The organism is Psychrobacter sp. AOP31-B2-9 (assembly GCF_052378005.1).
GTDB lineage: Bacteria > Pseudomonadota > Gammaproteobacteria > Pseudomonadales > Moraxellaceae > Psychrobacter.
The window spans coordinates 1-19,882 of sequence record NZ_JBQSXG010000058.1 but is presented as its reverse complement, the minus strand read 5'-3'; the positions used below and the strand labels follow the sequence as shown (position 1 = coordinate 19,882).

The following is a 19,882-nucleotide window of genomic DNA, read 5'->3' as shown; positions in this document are numbered from 1 at the left end:
GTCTGATGCCAGCATACTTTTTAGAACACCACCATTTTTTTAACTTTTTGTAGGGACAGTTTACATGACAATGTCAGATAATTCAGTGGCTAGGCTGAATCAAATAAAAAATCCATCCTTTAAAGCATTCAAACAAATTAATATGATCATGGCATTGACTGCCGCTTCTACGCTATCAATGGCCGCAGATGATATACGCACTACCACGTTGACTCAAACGTCCCATCAAACTATTAAACCCTCACTAAAACAGTCACCCAAAACCTTGCCAGCTAAGCCTCAAGCTTATACTTATGGTGTGCGGCCCTTTTATTTGGTCAACGATATGGACGCAGGACCATTAAAAGACGAGCTGATGTCTTGTAGTGCGCAAACGCCTAGCAAAACCGACTTTTCTATTGCCCATCGCGGCGCACCTTTACAGCTACCAGAACACACTTATGACAGCTACCTCGCCTCAGCGCAAATGGGCGCTGGCATATTAGAATGCGATGTGGCTTTTACCAACGATGGCGAGCTGGTCTGTCGCCACGCACAAGACGATCTGCATACCACTACCAATATCCTTGCTACCCCACTCGCCAAACAGTGCACCGTACCACCTATCATAGATGCCAATGGTGTACTGACCAATGCCGACAGTATTGAATGCCGCACCTCAGACATTAGTGTCAATGAATTTAAGACCCTGACAGGGAAAATGGATGCCGCAGATAAAACCGCCACTAACCTAAACGACTATATGAATGCAACGGCTGCATGGCGAACCGATTTATATTCACAGAATGGTCAAGTGCTCACATTAAAAGAACATATTCAGCTTGCCCAAAGCCTCGGTATGAAACACACGCCAGAGCTAAAATCACCAGCAGTTACCATGCCATTTAACGGCTATAGCGTAGATGCTTATCGTCAGCAGTTGATTGACACTTACAAAGACGCAGGCGTGGCTGCCAGTGACGTGTTTGCTCAGTCGTTTAATATTGAAGATGTCGATTACTGGATTAAACATGAGCCTGATTTTGGTGCGAATGCCATTTACCTAATCGACGATAGCAATGAGACCGCAACTGGCAAAACCTTTGATAACAATGACCCCACTACATGGAAACACTCTCTCACTAATATCAAAGCGCGTGGTATTAAAACCATCGCACCGCCACCTTGGATATTGGTCACCACTGACGCGACAGGTAAAATGATACCGTCCGCTTATGCCAAACAAGCCAAAGCGCTTAATTTGGATATCATCACTTGGTCACTAGAGCGCTCAGAGCCTTTAGCGACAGGCGGCGGTTGGTATTATAATGATTTGGATAAGGCAATTAATAACGATGGTGATATGATGACGTATATCGATGTACTGGCACAAGACGTTGGGGTAAAAGGTATTTTTTCTGACTGGCCTGCAACCGTTACCTACTATGCAAACTGTAAGGGCTTGAGCTAATAACGGCTTAACTCTTTCTATCGAGATCGGTTGATTAAGCTCAAATCATCTCTGTTTATTACTGGCAAGGTCAACCAAGTCGCCACTTGGTTGACCTTTTTTATACCACAAAGGCAATCAAACGCTTATTTTTCCATAAACTTTCCATGGCTTTTGATAAGCATTATCAGAATGCCTTGGGACTTTTGTGCTAGGATAATCTCAACAACTTTAGGGCCCTTTTATAACGCCTACATACAAACTATATTCAACAGAGTCGGCACTGACAATATTTGTGCGATGATGGTTGATTGATGAATTGAGGTGCTTGATTAATGAATTAATGAACCAACCGCCGCGTCAAATACGCCACTTTTTACACATTTTTATTAAATAAGTATACCGTCATGACTCATATTTTATTGGTAGAAGATGATCCCGCTATCGCGATGTCGCTCAAAGTCACCTGCAAGCGAGAGGGTTGGCAGATTACTTGGCTAGACAATGCCAGCAGTGTACTACCGATGTTACACAGCGAAGAGGCAAAAACGCTATCGGCCATTATCTTGGACGTGGGATTGCCTGATGGCGATGGTTTAAGCCTATGTCAGCAAATACGTCATACCTCTGATATAGACGATTTAAAAGATCTACCAATCGTATTTTTGACCGCTCGTAGTGATGAGGTGGATCGCATCTTAGGGTTAGAGATGGGCGGCGATGATTACTGCGCCAAACCCTTTAGTCCACGAGAGTTGGTCGCACGCCTAAAAGCCATTTGGCGGCGTGAGCAATTGCTGTCTCAACAGTCAGCCATGCAGGCCCCATCAACAGAAGATATCGCAAACGACAACGCTACCCATAATATGTCGGGTCAAGCGTTAACCTTTGAGTGTCAATCTGGTGTTTGGCACTATCAACCGCTCAATTACTCGTTAATGTGGCAAGAGCAAAAGCTTGAGCTGAGTAATACCGAGCGCAAAATCTTATTGACCTTATTACAAGCACCCAATCAGGTATTCAGTCGCGAGCAGTTGCTAAATGCCGTCAGTGATTATCCTGATCATCGTCTGGCTCGAACGATAGACAGTCATATTAAGGCGATTCGTAAGCAATTGGCGACTGTCGATGCTAGCACTGATGTGATTCATACACATCGCGGGCTAGGTTATGCGTTGTGCCCTGCTTAGCGCTCTATAACTACCAACTGTACTGATAACCATATGAGTCATAAAACAAATAAAATTGATGATGATAGCGCGAAAAACCGCTCTACTCATCATACTCATGCCAGCCAAAGCAATTGGTATGCAAAGCTACATCCCATCGGCACGGTACAGCAAACAACTGAGCCAAAAAAACTGCTGAATTTAAGTATATTTTTTAGAATATGGTTGGCCGTTGCCTTAGTACTGAGCATTTGCGGTGTGGCCGCGTTTACGCAACTGTTTGGTTATGTCAAACCAACAGCGCAGCAAGTCATCGAAGATACCTTGTTAGATACCAGCAAACTACTTGCAGCAAGTCTACAGGTGCCATTAGCTTCAGGACAGCTGTATGACGAGGACTATCAGGAAAGGCTTGATACTGTATTTATTGGCACGCCAGTAACGAGTAAAATCAGAGAGCCAAAGTATAAAAGTAAAAACCATAGTAGCTTTCGGATATATGTAACGGACCAGACAGGCATGGTTATATATGACTCTTTACCTGAGCCTAATAATGACGAAGGACAAGATTACAGCCGCTGGAACGATGTATACCTGACCCTAAAAGGTCAATATGGTGCAAGAAGCACGACACAAGATCGTTATCAGCGCGATGGTACGATTATGTATGTGGCACAGCCGATAAAAGATGAAGCTGACAACCTAATTGGCATTGTCAGTGTCGGTAAGCCTGTCGCTAGCGTATTGCCATATTTGGATGACACGCGCAATCGCATGCTCGTTACCGCGCTGTTTATGAGTATTGCTGCTCTTATTTTGGCAGGGCTGGTGGCCTGGTGGCTCAAGCAAAGCATCACACTCGTGACTCAGTATACAGGTGCACTGGCTGAAGACACCAAAAAGCCCTATTTTTATTTAGGTCATGAGCTCAACAGCCTCACAGATACCATTGAATCGATGAAACACCGACTAGAAAACCGAGCGTATGTCACTGACTACGTCCATACCCTCACCCATGAGCTTAAAAGCCCCTTAACGGCCATTCGTGCCAGTGGCGAACTATTAGAAGATGACGGAGTTGATAATAGTCTGCTTGATAATACAGACCGGCAGATGCTCATCGAAACCATTGGCGAACAAAGCATCAAAATGCAGAAATTAATTGATCGACTACTCTTGCTTGCCAAAGTTGAGCAACCCAGTTTTAAGCTAAATCGGCAATTAACGCCTCTATTACCTGTGTTACAAACGCTCAAAAAAGACAATGCCGCTAAGTTACAACAGCAACAACTACCGCCGATCGATATCTATGTTAATGATATATTATTGACTGATAAAACCGACTTATCACCAGAATCATTAGCAAACACCCACGTATTTGCAGATCAATTTTGGTTGGTGCAGGTATTGCAGAATATATTGGACAACGCCATTTATTTCGCCAAAAACACAGTCACTATTCGGCTGTATAGTCATGTACATACCCTAAACATTGATATTTTTAACGATGGTAAGTTACTACCTGATTATGCGGTTGATAAAGCATTTGACCGTTATTTTAGCCTCTCGCATCAAAGCCAATCTGCCATGCATTCAGACGAGTCCTCCAAAGTAGCGACCCCGCAGGCACAGGCACAGCCGCATGCAACGAGTAATACTCTTAAAAAAGGCACTGGCCTTGGTTTGACCTTAGTAAAACAAGTTATTGAACATCATGGAGGTCAGGTCTCGATTAACAATATTAATAGTAATGAAGACGCTAAAAATGACGAGGGCAATGCTACTAAACACCCGCATTCTGGCGTAATGGTAAGTATTACCTTACCTTTGGCGAAAGCATAAAATACAGACCCACGCGTCCTGTACTTTAACGACAGTTCATACATTTTCCATCACTCCTGCACAGGTTTTCTATCTGTTTGTCTTACGATAGCGTTATTCAAATTCGTAATCACCATTAAAGGTAGAAAACCTATGCAACCATCATCTATTGAAAACCTACTAATCAAAAACCAGCTTATTGAAAGCCGTTTGATTGAGAACGATTTGATTGAGAGCCTACTGGGTCATAGCCGTCATCATTGTGCACAGGCTTTATCCAATCAAGGCATCAATAGTATTGAATTTGGGCATTGGCTCGCCATCCCTAGTCAGCAGCTATTATTGGTATTTCGCCATCAACGCTGTGTGGCAGTTGATGCTTATCAAATAGCGGCCTAAGCATTTACTCACTGCGCCCGACCTTTTAATCATCCACAAAAAAGCCCTATGTTCGCTCTAATTATTTCTAATGAGCGCAAACATAGGGCTTTATCAGTTACTTTACGATCAAAATACTGGTATTGGTATTGATATGAAGACTATGTAATCGATTCAACTGGCTGCTCGACATCAGCATTTTGACCGCGGTGACGTAGGTAATGATCGAGCAACACAATCGCTAGCATGGCTTCTGCGATAGGCGTGGCACGCACACCAACACACGGATCATGACGACCTTTGGTCAGCATATCGATTGACTCACCTTGCGTATTGATACTCTTGCCAGCCGTGGTAATGCTAGAAGTTGGCTTGAGGGCGATACTGACACGAATGTCTTGCCCTGATGAGATACCGCCTAATATACCGCCAGCATGATTGGCAGTGAAACCGTCTGGTGTCAGCTCGTCTCGGGCGCTATGACCGAACTGTCCAGCCACCGCCATACCATCACCAACCTCAACACCTTTAACAGCATTGATACTCATCATGGCATGGGCAATATCAGCATCCAAGCGATCAAACACTGGCTCACCGAGCCCCACTGGCACACCGCTGGCGATAACTTCCAGACGCGCGCCGCAGCTGGTACCTTCACGGCGCAGGCTGTCTATCAAGGTTTCAAAACGGCTCACGGCTTCTTTGTCAGCACAAAAAAACGGATTGCTATTCACAAAGTTCCAATCAATTTGACTCGCGTCTGTTACCTTACTATATTCATTGCCAATCTGCGTCACATGCCCACGAACTTGCACACCCAGTCGGTCTTGTAAGTATTTTTTGGCAATCGCACCAGCCGCGACTCGCATCGCTGTTTCGCGTGCTGATGAACGACCACCGCCGCGATAATCACGAAAACCATACTTCATACTATAAGTGTAATCGGCATGACCCGGACGAAAAGTATCTTTAATCTCGCTATAGTCTTTTGATTTTTGATTGGTGTTTCGAATCAATAAACCAATCGATGTGCCCGTCGTTTTACCTTCAAACACACCAGAGATAATTTCCACTTCATCAGACTCACGGCGCTGGGTAGAATACTTGGACGTCCCCGGCTTACGGCGATCCAAATCTATCTGCAAATCATCTGCAGATAATATCAATCCTGGTGGTACGCCATCAACGATTGCCATAAGACCTGAACCATGCGATTCACCGCACGTGGTAACCGTAAAAACCTGCCCAATACTATTGCCTGCCATAACTATCCTTAAACCAGTAAACGCTACTGATGACTATTTAACCAACCGATTGTGATTTTGATATTGCTTATATTGAACTATTGAATGCTGTCTAAGAGCTGAACATAAGCGGCAAATAGCTGACGATGTGACACAAGCTCATCATAAGTAATCGCAAAGACACCATGACCGCCATGAGCAAACTTGAGCCAGTCAAACTGAATTTCAGGATAGGCTTGCTTTAATGCCCATTCGCTATCGCCCACTTCACAGATAAGCAAGCCGTCTGGGCTTAGATAATCTGGTGCTTCAAACAAGATACGATGTACCAAATCTAAGCCATCTTGACCCGCTGCTAGCGCATGCTCAGGCTCATATAAAAACTCAGGTGGCAAATCAGCCATAATCGCTGCATCAACATACGGCGGATTGGTCACAATAAGCTCATATTGGTTTTCAGTCGGAATCTTAGCAAACAAATCTGACTCAATCACATTGACTTGATGACCAAGATCATGGTGGTCGACATTGACCATGGCCACTTCGAGCGCGCCTTTATCGATATCAACAGCATCCACTAAGGCATCGACGAAGCGAGTCGCAAGGGCAATAGCAATACAGCCAGAACCTGTACACATATCCAAAACACGCTCAGGCTGCGACAGTTGCTTTACGTCTAAACCATGATCATAAAACACTGCGCCTTGCTCATTAGGATTGCTCCCTAACGGCTTAGCCAACTCAGTCACCTCAAAGTAAGGATGAAACTGCTGACGTATCAGTTCTGCTATCGGTGAGCGCGGAATCAACACACGCTCATCCACATAGAAAGGCAAATCGCAGAAATAGGATAAGTTAATCAAGTAACTGAGTGGCTTACGCTCTGCGATACGCTCTTCTAACAGACTAAGCACCAGCTGTTTTTCTGATGTGGTCAAACGACAATCAAGAATTTGCTCATTTGCAGACCAGTCTAGCGATAAGGAATGTAATACAATCGCAGAGGCCTCAGCGAACTCATCTGTCGTGCCTTGTGCAACGACCACATCGTAATTACGCAACTGAGTCACAGAAAAACGGATGAAATCACGAATACTAACGAGCTGCTCACGCGCTTCTTCTAACTCGGCGTGTAAATTAGCAAACTGATCGTCTTCACCTAAGAGTCCAGTTTCTAAATCGAATGACATATTATCTTCTGAACCTTCAGATTCATTGTCATTGAAGTACTGATTTTGAAACTCTTCTGCGCTCATTGTTTGGTCTTCTGACATATCATACCTTGCTGATTACATGGTCGTTGACTACATGTGGGTGAGTTAAATTGCTTGCTGTTAAAAATCGATTTATTCACTAGGCGTGTGAATGTAAACCTAGTCTTATATTATAGACATAAACGCTAGGCAGCGCCAACACTTGCGCTTTTGTGCCTATAGAAATAATGCGAAAGATAACAAACCTTTATAAGGTAATTGGGTCTTGAGCTGTATATACTCTCGTTAAGATATTACCCAACTGTAGTGAATACGTCAGCAGTTGACGTTTAGCAAGCATTAAGTGAAAAAAGATGTGTCTAAAGTTTGCGAAGCATCTAAAGTTTGCGCATAATAGCTGCATTAGCACAAACTACAAGTGATTTAACATGATGAAAATAAAACCTATTGTTACCGCGCTATCTATCGCTATTGTGAGCGCTAGTGCGATTGCCGCCACTACTGACAGTACTCGCACATTGCCAGTACGTACAGCCGACTCACTCGCCAAAAAAGTTAGCCTCGATGTGCAAGAAAATCGTAGCAACTCACTAGGTAGCGGTTCGTCAGCTGATAGTATGACGCAATTAATCGATTCAAAAAAAGACACAGAATCAGCCGCTGCAGATAATATGAGTGCTGTAGAGCTGACACGTAAAGATGAACAAGCTGATCGTAATGACGATATTACCGAAGGTCAAGCTGTTGCAGCGCCTAGCGATATATCATCGATCGATTCATCTGACCCACTCTCTTTCGAATTACCTGAGAGTGAAAAACGTCAAGATTTTAGCAACGATCCAACCATCAAAAATATCGAAAGTAAGAATGGTAAGAGATACACCACGCTTAACTTGTCAAACTATGCCAAACAAGTCAATGAGTCAGTTTGGTCGCCGAATATGAAAGTCAACTCAGCCATGACGATTAAGATGCAGGCGTTACTCGACTGGAACCATGCATCTCCTGGTCCTATCGATGGTGGCTGGGGTATGAATAGTAAGAAAGCCCTTACCAATTTTCAGAAGATGAAAGGTTTGTCAGCAACTGGCAAAATGGATCAAAAAACATGGAATGCCTTGATTAAAGACATTCCAGCCAACAAACCTGTATTGGTTACTTATACCTTGACGCAAGAAGATCTTAATACAAACTTTGCAACCACCCCTTCTGGCTCAGAAGCCAAGTCAAAAATGAAAGGGTTGTATTATCAAGACATCAAAGAGATGCTCGGCGAACGTTTCCACATGGATGTGCGCTACTTAGATAAGCTCAATAAAAACAAAACGTATAAAGTTGGTGAAACCATTACCGTACTGAACACTCGTGGCGAGCTAAACCAACGCATCAACCGTATCGTTGCCAATAAGGCAGACAAAACACTGTATGCCTATAACGGTGATAAGCTGGTCGCTACCTATCCGACCACCGTTGGTAGTGATGCTACACCGTCACCAAAAGGTACGTTTAAAATCATCAATAAGGTAAAAATGCCTTGGTATAAATCTACTGTCGGTAAAGGTGCCCAAAAGAAAGTTCATATGATTGCACCAGGACCAAATAACCCAGTAGGCGTCGTATGGATGGGACTGTCTAAACCTTCTTATGGTTTGCATGGTTCACCAGTACCTGAGGGCATCAGCCGCCAAGGCTCAGCAGGTTGTGTTCGTTTGACCAACTGGGATGTACTAGAGGTTTATGCCAATGTTGAAAACGGAGCCACTGTCGAGCTCAAATAGTTTTCCACCGTAATTACCAAAAAAGACCTTGATATATATCGAGGTCTTTTTTATGTCTAAATACAAAGTCATGTTGAACAGGCGCAAGCTTTCTTACGCTTCATAACCTTCTTCATTTCCAGTAATACTACTAATTTTTTTGGTAAAAAATAACCCTGCTGGGATAGAAAACACAATCCCAATGGCAACGGCTATTTGAATATGATGTATTTCATTAAAACCCGTTACTAAAGCGCCAATCATAAACATACCGACAGTTACCGTGGCTGCCATTGAATAGATGACAGAAAATAATGGCCAGTTCATAAGATATTCCTTACTTTTATTGTGGATATAATACATTTATACATTAATCCCATATTAAAAGTAAGTATTTAATATGACCCTAGATAGCAGCCATAAAAGATGAATAAAAAATAAACCCATGCTATTATTAAGGTTTTAATTTTTAGTGCTGCTAAGCTAGCAAAAACCACTTATGCAGTGGTTACCGCTCCACAAGCAATATATATCCTCAGCCACAAAAAACTCATACATCTTTATCTGTTTATCATTACAATAATAACTTTCTTTTATTCTTTAGAAAGCTACCTGCCATGACACCTTCTGAAAAAGACCCCATTAACGACTCTGTCATCTCAGAGGAAACACTAGACGATACTCATACGCCAAATGAACAAAATGTCTCGGTTAATGCTGCAGAGCCTAACTTAAATCATTCCGAAAACCTTGATGAGGATGAGAATGAATTCGGCGAAGATGTGTCAGGTGCCCAGCCACCTGAATCCAAAGTTGTCATAGAATCACTCAGCGAGGATGTAGCCGTGGCGTCTTTAGAGCCCTCTGACAACACTACACCTGAATCAGAGACATCTGATCTTGAAACTCAAACATCTACTGACAGTACAGACCTTAAATCACCACATGAGACCGATAATACAAGCAACACCTCAGAAACTACCAAAACCTCAGGAACTACCGAAAACTTAGAAAGCACCAAGTCAAATGAGCAAACCTCTCACGATGAGGCAGATGCTAAAATAACTGCTAAAACAGAAAATATCCATCATTTAGAAGAAGGCCAAGGTACCACCGATACACAACCTAATGACTCAGTAGCAGCCACAACGCCATTTTCTGATCGTAATGTAAACACAAACACGTCAGAAAACAAGATTGAAGAGAGTCAAAAAAAAGAAACAGTAGAAGATGATCTGGATCAAGAAAACGAGAGTAGCGAACAGGAAGAAGAGGTCAAAGAAGAAAAAGAAGCCAAACTTGAGTCTTATAAGCAATTTGTCGCTGAGCAATTTAGTAATCAAAAAGTAGACTACCCCGAAGTACGAGTCAGAATTGAAGCCAATGCACTGCCCAGCCGAATGTATTTCATTATGAATATACTTTCAGCCATTATTGCCAGTTATGGACTGGTGACCAACTCGGCAGCTGTCGTCATTGGAGCCATGCTCGTTGCTATGATGCTAGGCCCAATTACTGGCGTAGCATTGGCCATTATTGATCATCGTATGCCGCTACTGCGTAGGTCACTTATCACTATGCTAATAGGTGTATCGTTAGTCGTATTCGTCGGCTTTATCGTAGGATGGTTACACAAAGATCAGCCTTTGACGACAGAGATACTGTCGCGTACTCAGCCAACATCCATGGATTTAATGATTGCTCTAGCGGGTGGTACTGCAGGTGCCTATGCGATGGTATCACCGCACCTCTCGGTTGCCGTTGTGGGCGTAGCTGTTGCCACAGCATTGGTACCGCCGCTTGCAGCTAGTGGTATTTTATTTGCTAACGGTGAAGTACAGCTCGGGCTTGGTGCTTTTCTACTAGCAATCACCAACATTATTGCCATTCAATTTACCAATGCGCTTGTCTTATGGGTTTTAGGATTTCGTCGTTTGGTTGATGATGACTACAAATCCAACACCTACTTAACTTTTTTGCGGCGCAATGCCGTGACGTTAATATTGTTAGGCGTATTGGGCACTTACTTGTCAATCAACTTACAGAGCAATGCTAAACAGCAGAAGTTTGAGAGTGGTGTAAAAGAGTCTATTAATAGCTACTTTATTGATAAAGGTAATGTGCTGACCAATACACAATTTGATACCGTAGATGAACATCAAGTGGTACGAGCAGTCATCCGTGGTGAGACAACACCTAGCTCATACGATGTACGTCAGATTGAGTCTATTATTGCTCAAGATATGGCCAACAGTTTCCCTAACTATTTACCCATTAAACTACAGCTGCGCTACTTCCCAGTACAAGTCATAGAGTCCAATCCACTGGTAAAAGATAAGTTAGATGAAACCGATGCAGCGATTTTAGCCAATTAGGGCATGTCCTAATCAATAGCTATTTAACTGAGCTATAAATGGCTAAATGTACATAATAACCCTGCAGTTGTAACTCTTGTACCAAGAGCTTGGAGGTTTGTGCTAAAATCGCTTGCAAAATTATTTTTTCACCTATCCAACTCTATCCGTCAGTAAGGAGCCGCTGTGAGCCAGCCATTTCGCTCAGCCGATATTCGCCAAGCCTTTATCGATTTTTTTATAAGCAAGCAGCACACCCAAGTTTCATCATCTAGTCTGATTCCACACAACGACCCGACATTACTATTTACTAATGCCGGTATGAATCAGTTTAAAGAAACTTTTTTGGGTATGGAACCACGTGACTATACACGTGCTGTGACCTCGCAAAAATGTGTGCGTGCAGGCGGCAAGCACAACGATTTAGACAATGTTGGCTACACCGCGCGTCATCATACTTTTTTTGAAATGCTTGGTAACTTCTCGTTTGGTGATTATTTCAAGCAAGCGGGCATCGAATACATCTGGGAGTTTCTGACTTCAGATGAATGGCTAGCGATCGATAAAGACCGTTTATATGTCACTATTTATGAAACTGATGACGAAGCCTTTGATATCTGGAATAAAAACATCGGCATTCCAAGTGAACGCATCATTCGTATTGGTGATAATAAGGGTGCGCCTTACGCGTCAGACAATTTTTGGACGATGGGTGACACCGGTCCTTGTGGTCCTTGTACTGAAGTTTTTTATGACCATGGTGCCGATGTTGAAGGCGGCTTACCTGGCACACCTGAAGAAGATGGCGACCGCTTTATTGAGATTTGGAACTGTGTATTTATGCAGTTCAATCGTCAAAAGGACGGTACATTACTACCGCTGCCAGCACCAAGTGTCGATACAGGGATGGGGCTCGAGCGTATCAGTGCTATCATGCAGGGCGTTCATGGCAACTATGAGATAGATTTGTTTGTCCATTTGATGGATGCAGCAGCTGAGATTTTAGAGATTACCAATGAGCAGCAGTCATCGCTAAAAGTGATCGCTGATCACATTCGTGCCGTTGCATTTTTAATTGCTGATGGTGTCACGCCAAGTAACGAAGGCCGTGGTTATGTACTACGCCGTGTGATTCGCCGTGCAGTACGCCATGGTAACAAACTAGGTGCGGACAGTGAGTTTTTCTACAAGATGGTTGCGCCGCTAGTCGCTGAAATGGCAGTAGCCTACCCTGAGCTAAAAGATAAGCAAAGCATCATCGAAAACGCTATTCAAAAAGAAGAAGCACAGTTTGCCAAAACGCTCGCGCAAGGTTTGCGCTTGCTTGCCACTGAACTTGAAGGCTTACAAGATGGTGATACCTTATCTGGTGAAGCAGCTTTCAAGCTGTATGACACTTATGGCTTTCCGCTTGATTTGACCGCTGATATTACTCGTGAGCGTGGCATCGTGATTGACGAAGCTGAGTTCGATGAGCATATGCAAGCACAACGTGAACGCGCACGCGATGCCGGTAAATTCGATGTTGATTATAGCAGTGTTATTCAAGTAGAGACGCCGACGAGCTTTATTGGTTACGAGCAACTTGAAGAAACAGGCGTAACCATTGATGCGCTTTATCAAGATGGCAACCCAGCTGACAGCTTAGCAGAAGGAATGGAAGGTGTTGTGGTACTTGACCGTACACCCTTCTATGCCGAAGGTGGTGGTCAAGTTGGTGAATTGGGTGAGATTCGTACTGAATCAGGCGTCTTTGAAGTCCAAGACACCAAAAAATCTGGTCAAGCAATTATCCATCATGGTGTGGTCACCATGGGTGAGATTACGACCAAGCAAACAGCAGAGGCGCAAGTGCTCTCTAGCATTCGTGCTGCCAGTGCTAAAAACCACTCGGCCACTCACCTATTGCATGCCGCGCTAAGAGAAGTGTTGGGTGATACGGTATCGCAAAAAGGTTCACTGGTCTCAAGCGACGTACTACGTTTTGACTTTGCTTACGACAAGCCCGTTAGTCCTGCTGAAATCAGCCGTATCGAACACTTAGTCAATGAACAAATTCAAGCCAACACTCCTACTCGTATCGAGCACATGTCTATTGATGAAGCCATGAATCAAGGCGCGATGGCACTGTTTGGTGAAAAGTATGGTAGTGAAGTTCGTGTCCTTACCATGGGTACAGACAGCATCGTAGACGGTCAACGCAAGCCCTTCTCTATTGAGTTGTGCGGTGGCCTGCATGTACAGCGCACTGGTGATATTGGCGTACTAAAAATCACTAGCGAATCAGGTATTGCCGCTGGTATTCGCCGTATTGAAGCCGTCACTGGTATGAATGCGATCAAGAATATTCAGCAAGGTGAACAGCAATTGAGCGAGCTTGCCAGTCAGCTGAAAGTAAAACGCCCTGATGTGGCTCAGCGTGTACGCACCATGGCGGATAAGCAACGTGATCTAGAAAAACAACTAGAGCGCTTACAACAAAAAATAGCCAGCGCTCAAGCTGCTAACTTACTCGATGACGTGCAAACTATTGCAGATACGCCAGTACTTATCAGTACATTAAGCGGTATCGATGGCAAATCTATCCGTACCCTAATGGATGACATCAAGTCGAAACTTCCAGATAGTGTGATTGTATTGATTGGCGATAAAGATGATCAGCTTGCACTAGCAGCCAGTGTGGCTAAGTCTGTCACGACCAAAATCAAAGCAGGTGATATCATTCGTCACTTGGCAAGTGAACTGGGCGGTAAAGGTGGCGGTAAGCCTGACTATGCACAGGGGGGCGCACCAAAATCGGCCGATACTAACGCTGTTGTTAATGCCCTACCTGCTTGGATTGAAGCTCAGCTTGGCTAATACCGAATCTGATTATACTGCTACTTTATTTCACATATAGTCGATTGGTTATAATAGCTATAACCAATCGCCATACATCTTAACCGTACTGACGCTTAACGTTATGATGTAGATATGGTATAAAGGTCAACGTTTAAGCATATCGTTCATCTATTACCTACTAAGTACGACTAGTAAATAAACAGCATAGAGCGCAACTCTTATAATACGGCTTTATTTATGCAAGCATTGATTGAGCGTCATATTGACTCTCATTGATGATCACAAAGGGCCATTAATGAATAATAGGTAGATTTTTATGGCGTTAATAGTACAGAAATATGGCGGTACCTCGATGGGCAGTATCGACCGCATAAAAAACGTCGCCCAACGAGTCAAACGCTGGCATGACAATGGTCATCAAGTGGTTGTGGTGGTTTCTGCTATGAGTGGCGAAACCAACCGCCTGATTGATCTTGCACGCCAAATCAGCGCTCAGCCAGATCCCCGTGAATACGACCAAATGGTTTCAACAGGTGAGCAGGTTTCTATCTCTTTATTGGCCATGGCGATTAAAGATCTCGGCATTGGTGCTCGTTCATTCACAGGTCGCCAAGTAGCGATTAAAACGGATAATGCCCACAATAAAGCCCGTATCGAAAGCATCGATGATCAAAACATACGTGAGCAATTAGATGCTGGAAACATCGTCATCGTAGCCGGCTTTCAGGGCATTGATGCAGAAGGCAATGCCACCACATTAGGTCGAGGTGGCTCTGATACTACTGGTGTCGCTATTGCAGCGGCGCTAGGTGCTGATGAATGTCAAATCTATACCGATGTTGATGGTGTCTATACTACTGACCCTCGTGTCACCTCAAAAGCCAAAAAACTTGAAAAAATCACTTTTGAAGAAATGCTAGAAATGGCAAGTCTTGGCTCTAAAATTCTACAGATTCGTTCAGTAGAATTCGCTGGTAAATATGGTGTACCTTTGCGTGTACTATCTAGCTTTGATGAAAATAACGACGGTAGTTTTGACCAAGAATTTCAAAACAATGTCGGCACCCTAATTACGATAGACGAAGGAGACAGTATGGAACAGGCAATCATCTCAGGTATCGCTTTCAACCGAGACGAAGCAAAAATTGTAGTGCGCGGTGTACCTGATCATCCTGGTATTGCCTCTGCTATCTTGAGCCCTATTGGACGTGCCAATATCGAAATCGATATGATCGTACAAAACCTTTCGGATAATGGTACAACTGACTTTACCTTCACTGTTAATCGTACTGACTTAGACAAAACACTAAAAGTGCTCAATGACGAAGTCAAAGACGAAATTGGTGCCAAAGAAATTTTGGGCAATAGCGAAGTTGTCAAAGTTTCATTGGTTGGTGTTGGCATGCGCTCACATGCAGGCGTTGCTAGTCTGATGTTCCAGACACTTGCTGAAAACAACATCAATATCCAAATGATATCGACCAGCGAAATTAAAGTATCAGTACTAATTCAAGATCAACATTTAGAAAAAGCTGTTAAATCATTACATACAGCATTTGGTCTTGATCGTGAAGATGGCGAAAGTAAGATCGCTGGGTTATAATAGTTTCTGATAATCTTGATCCCTAGTTGTATAGCTGGGCTATCATTTTTATTAAAATATAAATTTAGCTATCACATATTTGTTATTCATAGCATTCAATAATTTTTGATTAAATAGGGTCTTTTTAGATCCTATTTTTATTATTGCTAGGCTTAGTAGTTAACTAATAGTTTTGTGAAAACTCGTGACAGTATCTGTTATGCCCCCTATAATGGGCTTTCATTTGGGCTAAATGAATCTACCTATCATTACCGTCATTGGTACAACGTTTAAATATTATCGTTATACCAACATACGACATATTCAGTACGACGGTGATGTCCTGCAATTGAGAAGTAATATAATGAGTAATAACCTGTCAATGCGACATAAGGAGTGTGACGCATGTTAATTTTGACACGCCGTGTAGGTGAAACGCTAATGATTGGTGACGAGGTCAGTGTGACTGTCCTAGGTGTCAAAGGTAATCAAGTACGTATCGGTGTAAATGCACCTAAAGATATTGCCGTACACCGCGAAGAGATTTATCAACGTATTCAGCATGAGCGCTCTGTACAGTCGCAAATGCAGCATCTAGAGCAAGGTAATTTTGCGCCTTCTTTTGATGATGAAGATTACTTTAATCGCTAAGCTGTCATGCTTAATCATTGAGCGTATGAAAGCATTGTGTTTTTATAAATATCATATATAGATATTTTATATAAAAACTGTATTTTTTTAATCTGCTCTGAGGTCATTTATTTATGAGTATTCGCCAATCAGATATATCGGCTCTACTTAATGGTTTGAATAAGAAAGCCATTGGATTCAATGATGTCATCAGTTTTATTGATGATTTTTATCGCTATGCGCCTGCCCCTTTTGTTAATGGTATGGTCCATAATGCAGCTGGTGAAAATGAAGGCAGTGCCAAGATTTTTGGTTTTGCTAAACACCATGGTCTTGATCAATTGGATACGCTAAAACTATTCGGCGAGCACTACGCCAAAGTTCAAGCAACACCTAACGGTACCGATCATGCCAATATTCGCAACTTTTTGCATTGGGGTTGGCAAGGTTTTTTGATGCAAAAAAACCCATTGACACCACGTCCTAGCGTTGATACTACTGCACTTTAATGACCCATCAGATAATAAAAAAGCCACGCTACATATAGCGTGGCTTTTTTATTGCGGCTTACCATAATAGATGCTTATTTATTATGAAACTTAACAGGTTGCACCGCACCTTTAGGATTAGGCATATTTGGGTAATGATGCTCATGCTCGACATCACACTCTTCTCCAACGATAGAACCATCTTCTTTTACTGGTTTATGAATATAGCCTGTACGTTCAGCAGGCTGTAGATGTTCATGCTCCCAGACCATCACTGCTTGCATGCAAGTGTCGCGCTGTTCAGGCGTCAATTTTCGACCATCAGGCCATTTACCCAACTCAATTGCCACACGAAATTTATCAACCACTTCTGGCGTCAAACTTGTCAATATCGTTTGTTTGTCCATCTTAACTACTCTCCACTACTACTTTTTGTTATGTTCTTTATATAAACTTCTCGCTTATTCATCATCCATAATATCATCATCGACATCCAGACTGAACTCTTCGGCATGGACGTTCCAGTGTAGCTTTGTACGACAAGCTTCATAAAAATCAAACCCTGGTGGATGCAATAGCGTGAGCTTGTCAGGATGTTTACGGATATAGAGACGCTGTTCTTGCTCAAGTGGTACACTTGGCTTACCATCTGCACTAACCATCGGCTGAGTGCGATTGTCTTCGTGAATACGAATACACACCTCACTATTACCACTCACCACAATTGGGCGACTGGACAAGGTATGTGGATGCATAGGCACTAGGCAAATGGCATCCATACTTGGGTGAATAATAGGGCCGCCACCAGACAATGCGTAGGCTGTTGAACCTGTAGGCGTTGCCGCTATCAAACCATCACTATGCTGTCTATATACATCCTGACCATCAATTTTCATCTGAAAATCAATCATATGTACTGATTTACCAGCATGTAATACCACATCATTGAGCGCCATGTCTTCATGGATAATCTTACGCCCTTCTCGTATTTCCATAGTCAATAGAAACCGATGATCAAGTTGATAATCACCCATTAGTACTTGACGTAGCTTAAAGGCAGCCTCATCAGGTTTTACATCTGCCAAAAACCCAAGCCGACCACGGTTTACACCTAATACAGGAACACGGTAACGTGCCAATGCTTCAGCGGCATGTAATATCGAGCCATCACCACCAACGACAATGACCAAATCACAAATTTCACCTATCAAGCTACGCTTGACGATTTTGACTTTTTCAATCTCAGTCAGATTCAGAGTAGGTAAATTGGCTGTTTTCACATCCATAATCAATGTGAGATTCATATCATTGATGGTTTGAGCAATCTGTACCAAACTTTGAGTGACACTGCGTTTTCCTGCACGGCCCATCAAACCAATACGCCTAAAAGCAGGGTTTTTGATAGCGTGGAACAGCTCTGATTCATGTAAGTGTGGCAATCTTTCGGACGGCGCTGAGTTTTCCATAAAACGACTCGGTATAACGGTAAAATACTAAGCAATGATAGCGATAAAATAGCGCTTAGACTAGCATGTTTATAAATTATCGTTGTTAACTGTCGTAAGCGGCCCCATATAAGATCTATTATACGTTACTCTTAGACGTGTTTGTTTAGCGATATAGACCGCTCTATTATAACTCAATAGTCACCTTCAAAGTGTTACTAGCCCTGATGGCTGTCACGTAAACACAGTTGACAATAATGGCGGTTTTGCTAGAGTAACGGTTATCTAAATTATTTATATTTTATTATTAAGGACATATATATGGCCAATCCTATTGTCAGTCGTGCAGAACTTGCGATCGGCGGTAATCCAATGACGGTCAAAGGTGTAATCCAAAAGACCAGTCTATTACTTGGGCTATCAGCCATCACTGGTGTGGGTTTTTTCTTTTACGCTCTCATGGCAGGTCTATCACAAGGTTTTATTATGGGAGCAGCTTTCGGTAGCATGATTGCTGCATTCGTTCTAGCTCTTTTCATCACTTTTAAGCCACAAAAAGCCAAGACTTTGGCTGTACCTTATGCACTACTAGAAGGTATATTTCTAGGTGGTGTATCACTGTTTTTTATGAGAATGTACCCAAGCGTGCCAGTGACTGCAATGTGTGCAACTTTTGTCACCGCAGCCGTTATGCTAGGACTCTATCGTTCGGGTTTAGTCAAGGTGACTGAAAAGTTCCGCTCGATCGTGACCTCAGCGGTTATCGCTATTATGCTAGTTTATGTAGCACAGTGGGTGCTTTCTTTAGCGTTTGGTTCAAGCCTACCTTTCTTATTTGAAGGTGGCGTAATCGCTATTGGATTTAGCTTGTTTGTCATCGTTATTGCCTCTTTTACACTGCTGTTGGATTTCGATAATATCGATCGCGGTGTAGCAATGGGTATATCAGAAGACTACGAATGGTTATTCAGCATTGGTATACTTGCCACGCTAGTATGGATGTACGTTGAATTTATGCGCCTCTTAAGTTATCTACAAGACTAATCTACAGATTCTGTCTGATACTAAGCTAAAAAACCGCCTTTGATTAAGGGCGGTTTTTTTGTGGGTTCAAGAAAATTCTGATTTATAGCTAAGAGTACGATGACATTTGCAAAAATATACTCATTAAATGAAGTAAGGGGAATAATTGTTTTTGATTTGAAAATAGGCAGTAGAATCAATAACAGCTCTACTGCCTTTAATTTCATTCTCTCACGACACGACTCTTTCATTTAGACTCATATCAATATAAAGCTATATAACAAGAGAGCTCTCGATAACAGAGCTCATAATATCTTGATTGAGTTGTGAAACATCGTGGGTAGCTATCGTAGCAATTATTTCATTAACATTTTCTTTATCAAGAACTCTTCCATCATCAAATTTTATTTCGTCCAACTGATAACTTTGATTAGAAAACCAGTTCTGTATAACTAGCGAATCATCATCTAAGAAATCTATTGTGAGGTTTGTACTATCTTTAGCTTG

Annotated in this window: 16 protein-coding genes and 1 pseudogene; 11 read left to right on the top strand and 6 right to left on the bottom strand. The window is 42.6% G+C overall.

Annotation, left to right across the window (positions count from 1 at the left end):
- Positions 1-64: 64 nt before the first annotated feature.
- The 4 genes from ACT3SX_RS08355 to ACT3SX_RS08340 all read left to right on the top strand — a co-directional run bounded on the left by ACT3SX_RS08355 (position 65) and on the right by ACT3SX_RS08340 (position 4,818).
- Positions 65-1,450, top strand: a complete 1,386-nt coding sequence (locus tag ACT3SX_RS08355) for a glycerophosphodiester phosphodiesterase family protein (protein ID WP_225739185.1) — start codon at positions 65-67, stop codon at positions 1,448-1,450.
- A gap of 386 nt (positions 1,451-1,836) precedes the next feature.
- Positions 1,837-2,619, top strand: coding sequence for a response regulator (locus ACT3SX_RS08350; RefSeq protein ID WP_192519500.1), 783 nt, complete (start codon positions 1,837-1,839; stop codon positions 2,617-2,619).
- Between the two features lie 33 nt (positions 2,620-2,652).
- Entirely contained in the window at positions 2,653-4,440 is a 1,788-nt protein-coding gene (gene creC, locus ACT3SX_RS08345) for a two-component system sensor histidine kinase CreC (protein WP_192519501.1), read from the top strand.
- Positions 4,441-4,572: 132 nt separating this feature from the next.
- A complete protein-coding gene (locus ACT3SX_RS08340) occupies positions 4,573-4,818 on the top strand; it encodes a hypothetical protein (protein ID WP_192519502.1) in 246 nt (81 codons plus the stop codon).
- Positions 4,819-4,958: 140 nt separating this feature from the next.
- Here ACT3SX_RS08340 and aroC read toward each other — a convergent pair whose 3' ends face one another.
- Both aroC and prmB read right to left on the bottom strand, forming a co-directional pair.
- Positions 4,959-6,062: a chorismate synthase gene (gene aroC / locus ACT3SX_RS08335; protein ID WP_192519503.1), complete on the bottom strand. Its 1,104-nt coding sequence runs from the start codon at positions 6,060-6,062 to the stop codon at positions 4,959-4,961.
- 77 nt (positions 6,063-6,139) lie between these two features.
- Complete coding sequence (gene prmB, locus ACT3SX_RS08330) at positions 6,140-7,315, bottom strand: 50S ribosomal protein L3 N(5)-glutamine methyltransferase (protein ID WP_192519504.1); 1,176 nt, start codon at positions 7,313-7,315, stop codon at positions 6,140-6,142.
- Between the two features lie 368 nt (positions 7,316-7,683).
- Here prmB and ACT3SX_RS08325 point away from each other — a divergent pair, with 368 nt between their 5' ends.
- Positions 7,684-9,033, top strand: coding sequence for a L,D-transpeptidase family protein (locus ACT3SX_RS08325; protein WP_192519505.1), 1,350 nt, complete (start codon positions 7,684-7,686; stop codon positions 9,031-9,033).
- A gap of 93 nt (positions 9,034-9,126) precedes the next feature.
- Here the strand turns inward: ACT3SX_RS08325 and ACT3SX_RS08320 are convergent, their stop codons facing one another.
- Positions 9,127-9,339: a hypothetical protein gene (locus ACT3SX_RS08320; RefSeq protein WP_192519506.1), complete on the bottom strand. Its 213-nt coding sequence runs from the start codon at positions 9,337-9,339 to the stop codon at positions 9,127-9,129.
- A 290-nt stretch (positions 9,340-9,629) separates the two neighbouring features.
- Between ACT3SX_RS08320 and ACT3SX_RS08315 the strand changes: the two genes are divergently transcribed.
- The 5 genes and pseudogenes from ACT3SX_RS08315 to ACT3SX_RS08295 all read left to right on the top strand — a co-directional run bounded on the left by ACT3SX_RS08315 (position 9,630) and on the right by ACT3SX_RS08295 (position 16,928).
- The gene (locus tag ACT3SX_RS08315) at positions 9,630-11,387 is read left to right on the top strand and encodes a DUF389 domain-containing protein (RefSeq protein WP_192519507.1); all 1,758 of its coding nucleotides are present in this window, start codon (positions 9,630-9,632) and stop codon (positions 11,385-11,387) included.
- A gap of 165 nt (positions 11,388-11,552) precedes the next feature.
- Positions 11,553-14,225: an alanine--tRNA ligase gene (gene alaS / locus ACT3SX_RS08310; RefSeq protein ID WP_192519508.1), complete on the top strand. Its 2,673-nt coding sequence runs from the start codon at positions 11,553-11,555 to the stop codon at positions 14,223-14,225.
- 298 nt (positions 14,226-14,523) lie between these two features.
- A complete protein-coding gene (locus tag ACT3SX_RS08305) occupies positions 14,524-15,810 on the top strand; it encodes an aspartate kinase (RefSeq protein ID WP_192519509.1) in 1,287 nt (428 codons plus the stop codon).
- 384 nt (positions 15,811-16,194) lie between these two features.
- Positions 16,195-16,362 (top strand): annotated as a pseudogene (gene csrA / locus ACT3SX_RS08300) (carbon storage regulator CsrA); the annotation flags it as partial.
- A gap of 191 nt (positions 16,363-16,553) precedes the next feature.
- Complete coding sequence (locus ACT3SX_RS08295; protein ID WP_225739186.1) at positions 16,554-16,928, top strand: HopJ type III effector protein; 375 nt, start codon at positions 16,554-16,556, stop codon at positions 16,926-16,928.
- A gap of 74 nt (positions 16,929-17,002) precedes the next feature.
- Here the strand turns inward: ACT3SX_RS08295 and ACT3SX_RS08290 are convergent, their stop codons facing one another.
- Both ACT3SX_RS08290 and ACT3SX_RS08285 read right to left on the bottom strand, forming a co-directional pair.
- Positions 17,003-17,314 (bottom strand): YeaC family protein, encoded by a 312-nt coding sequence (locus ACT3SX_RS08290; RefSeq protein ID WP_192519510.1) that lies wholly within the window; start codon positions 17,312-17,314, stop codon positions 17,003-17,005.
- Between the two features lie 54 nt (positions 17,315-17,368).
- On the bottom strand, positions 17,369-18,373 hold the full coding sequence (locus ACT3SX_RS08285) for an NAD(+) kinase (RefSeq protein ID WP_192519511.1): 1,005 nt from the start codon (positions 18,371-18,373) through the stop codon (positions 17,369-17,371).
- A gap of 300 nt (positions 18,374-18,673) precedes the next feature.
- On the opposite strand from ACT3SX_RS08285, the gene ACT3SX_RS08280 reads away from it, so the two are divergent.
- Positions 18,674-19,396 carry a Bax inhibitor-1/YccA family protein gene (locus ACT3SX_RS08280; RefSeq protein WP_192519512.1) on the top strand — a complete coding sequence of 241 codons (723 nt, stop codon included), beginning with the start codon at positions 18,674-18,676 and terminating at the stop codon, positions 19,394-19,396.
- A 252-nt stretch (positions 19,397-19,648) separates the two neighbouring features.
- On the opposite strand, the gene ACT3SX_RS08275 is transcribed toward ACT3SX_RS08280, so the two are convergent.
- The coding region (locus ACT3SX_RS08275; RefSeq protein ID WP_444753229.1) for a calcium-binding protein at positions 19,649-19,882 on the bottom strand (234 nt) is incomplete at its 5' end.

Bases quoted from the DNA above. Each gene is read 5' to 3' on its own strand.
- ACT3SX_RS08290 (WP_192519510.1), bottom strand. From the start codon at position 17,314: ATGGACAAACAAACGATATTGACAAGTTTGACGCCAGAAGTGGTTGAT.
- ACT3SX_RS08285 (WP_192519511.1), bottom strand. From the start codon at position 18,373: ATGGAAAACTCAGCGCCGTCCGAAAGATTGCCACACTTACATGAATCA.
- ACT3SX_RS08315 (WP_192519507.1), top strand. From the start codon at position 9,630: ATGACACCTTCTGAAAAAGACCCCATTAACGACTCTGTCATCTCAGAG.
- ACT3SX_RS08295 (WP_225739186.1), top strand. From the start codon at position 16,554: ATGAGTATTCGCCAATCAGATATATCGGCTCTACTTAATGGTTTGAAT.
- ACT3SX_RS08355 (WP_225739185.1), top strand. From the start codon at position 65: ATGACAATGTCAGATAATTCAGTGGCTAGGCTGAATCAAATAAAAAAT.
- ACT3SX_RS08340 (WP_192519502.1), top strand. From the start codon at position 4,573: ATGCAACCATCATCTATTGAAAACCTACTAATCAAAAACCAGCTTATT.
- ACT3SX_RS08320 (WP_192519506.1), bottom strand. From the start codon at position 9,339: ATGAACTGGCCATTATTTTCTGTCATCTATTCAATGGCAGCCACGGTA.
- prmB (WP_192519504.1), bottom strand. From the start codon at position 7,315: ATGTCAGAAGACCAAACAATGAGCGCAGAAGAGTTTCAAAATCAGTAC.
- ACT3SX_RS08305 (WP_192519509.1), top strand. From the start codon at position 14,524: ATGGCGTTAATAGTACAGAAATATGGCGGTACCTCGATGGGCAGTATC.
- ACT3SX_RS08325 (WP_192519505.1), top strand. From the start codon at position 7,684: ATGATGAAAATAAAACCTATTGTTACCGCGCTATCTATCGCTATTGTG.
- creC (WP_192519501.1), top strand. From the start codon at position 2,653: ATGAGTCATAAAACAAATAAAATTGATGATGATAGCGCGAAAAACCGC.
- ACT3SX_RS08280 (WP_192519512.1), top strand. From the start codon at position 18,674: ATGGCCAATCCTATTGTCAGTCGTGCAGAACTTGCGATCGGCGGTAAT.
- aroC (WP_192519503.1), bottom strand. From the start codon at position 6,062: ATGGCAGGCAATAGTATTGGGCAGGTTTTTACGGTTACCACGTGCGGT.
- ACT3SX_RS08350 (WP_192519500.1), top strand. From the start codon at position 1,837: ATGACTCATATTTTATTGGTAGAAGATGATCCCGCTATCGCGATGTCG.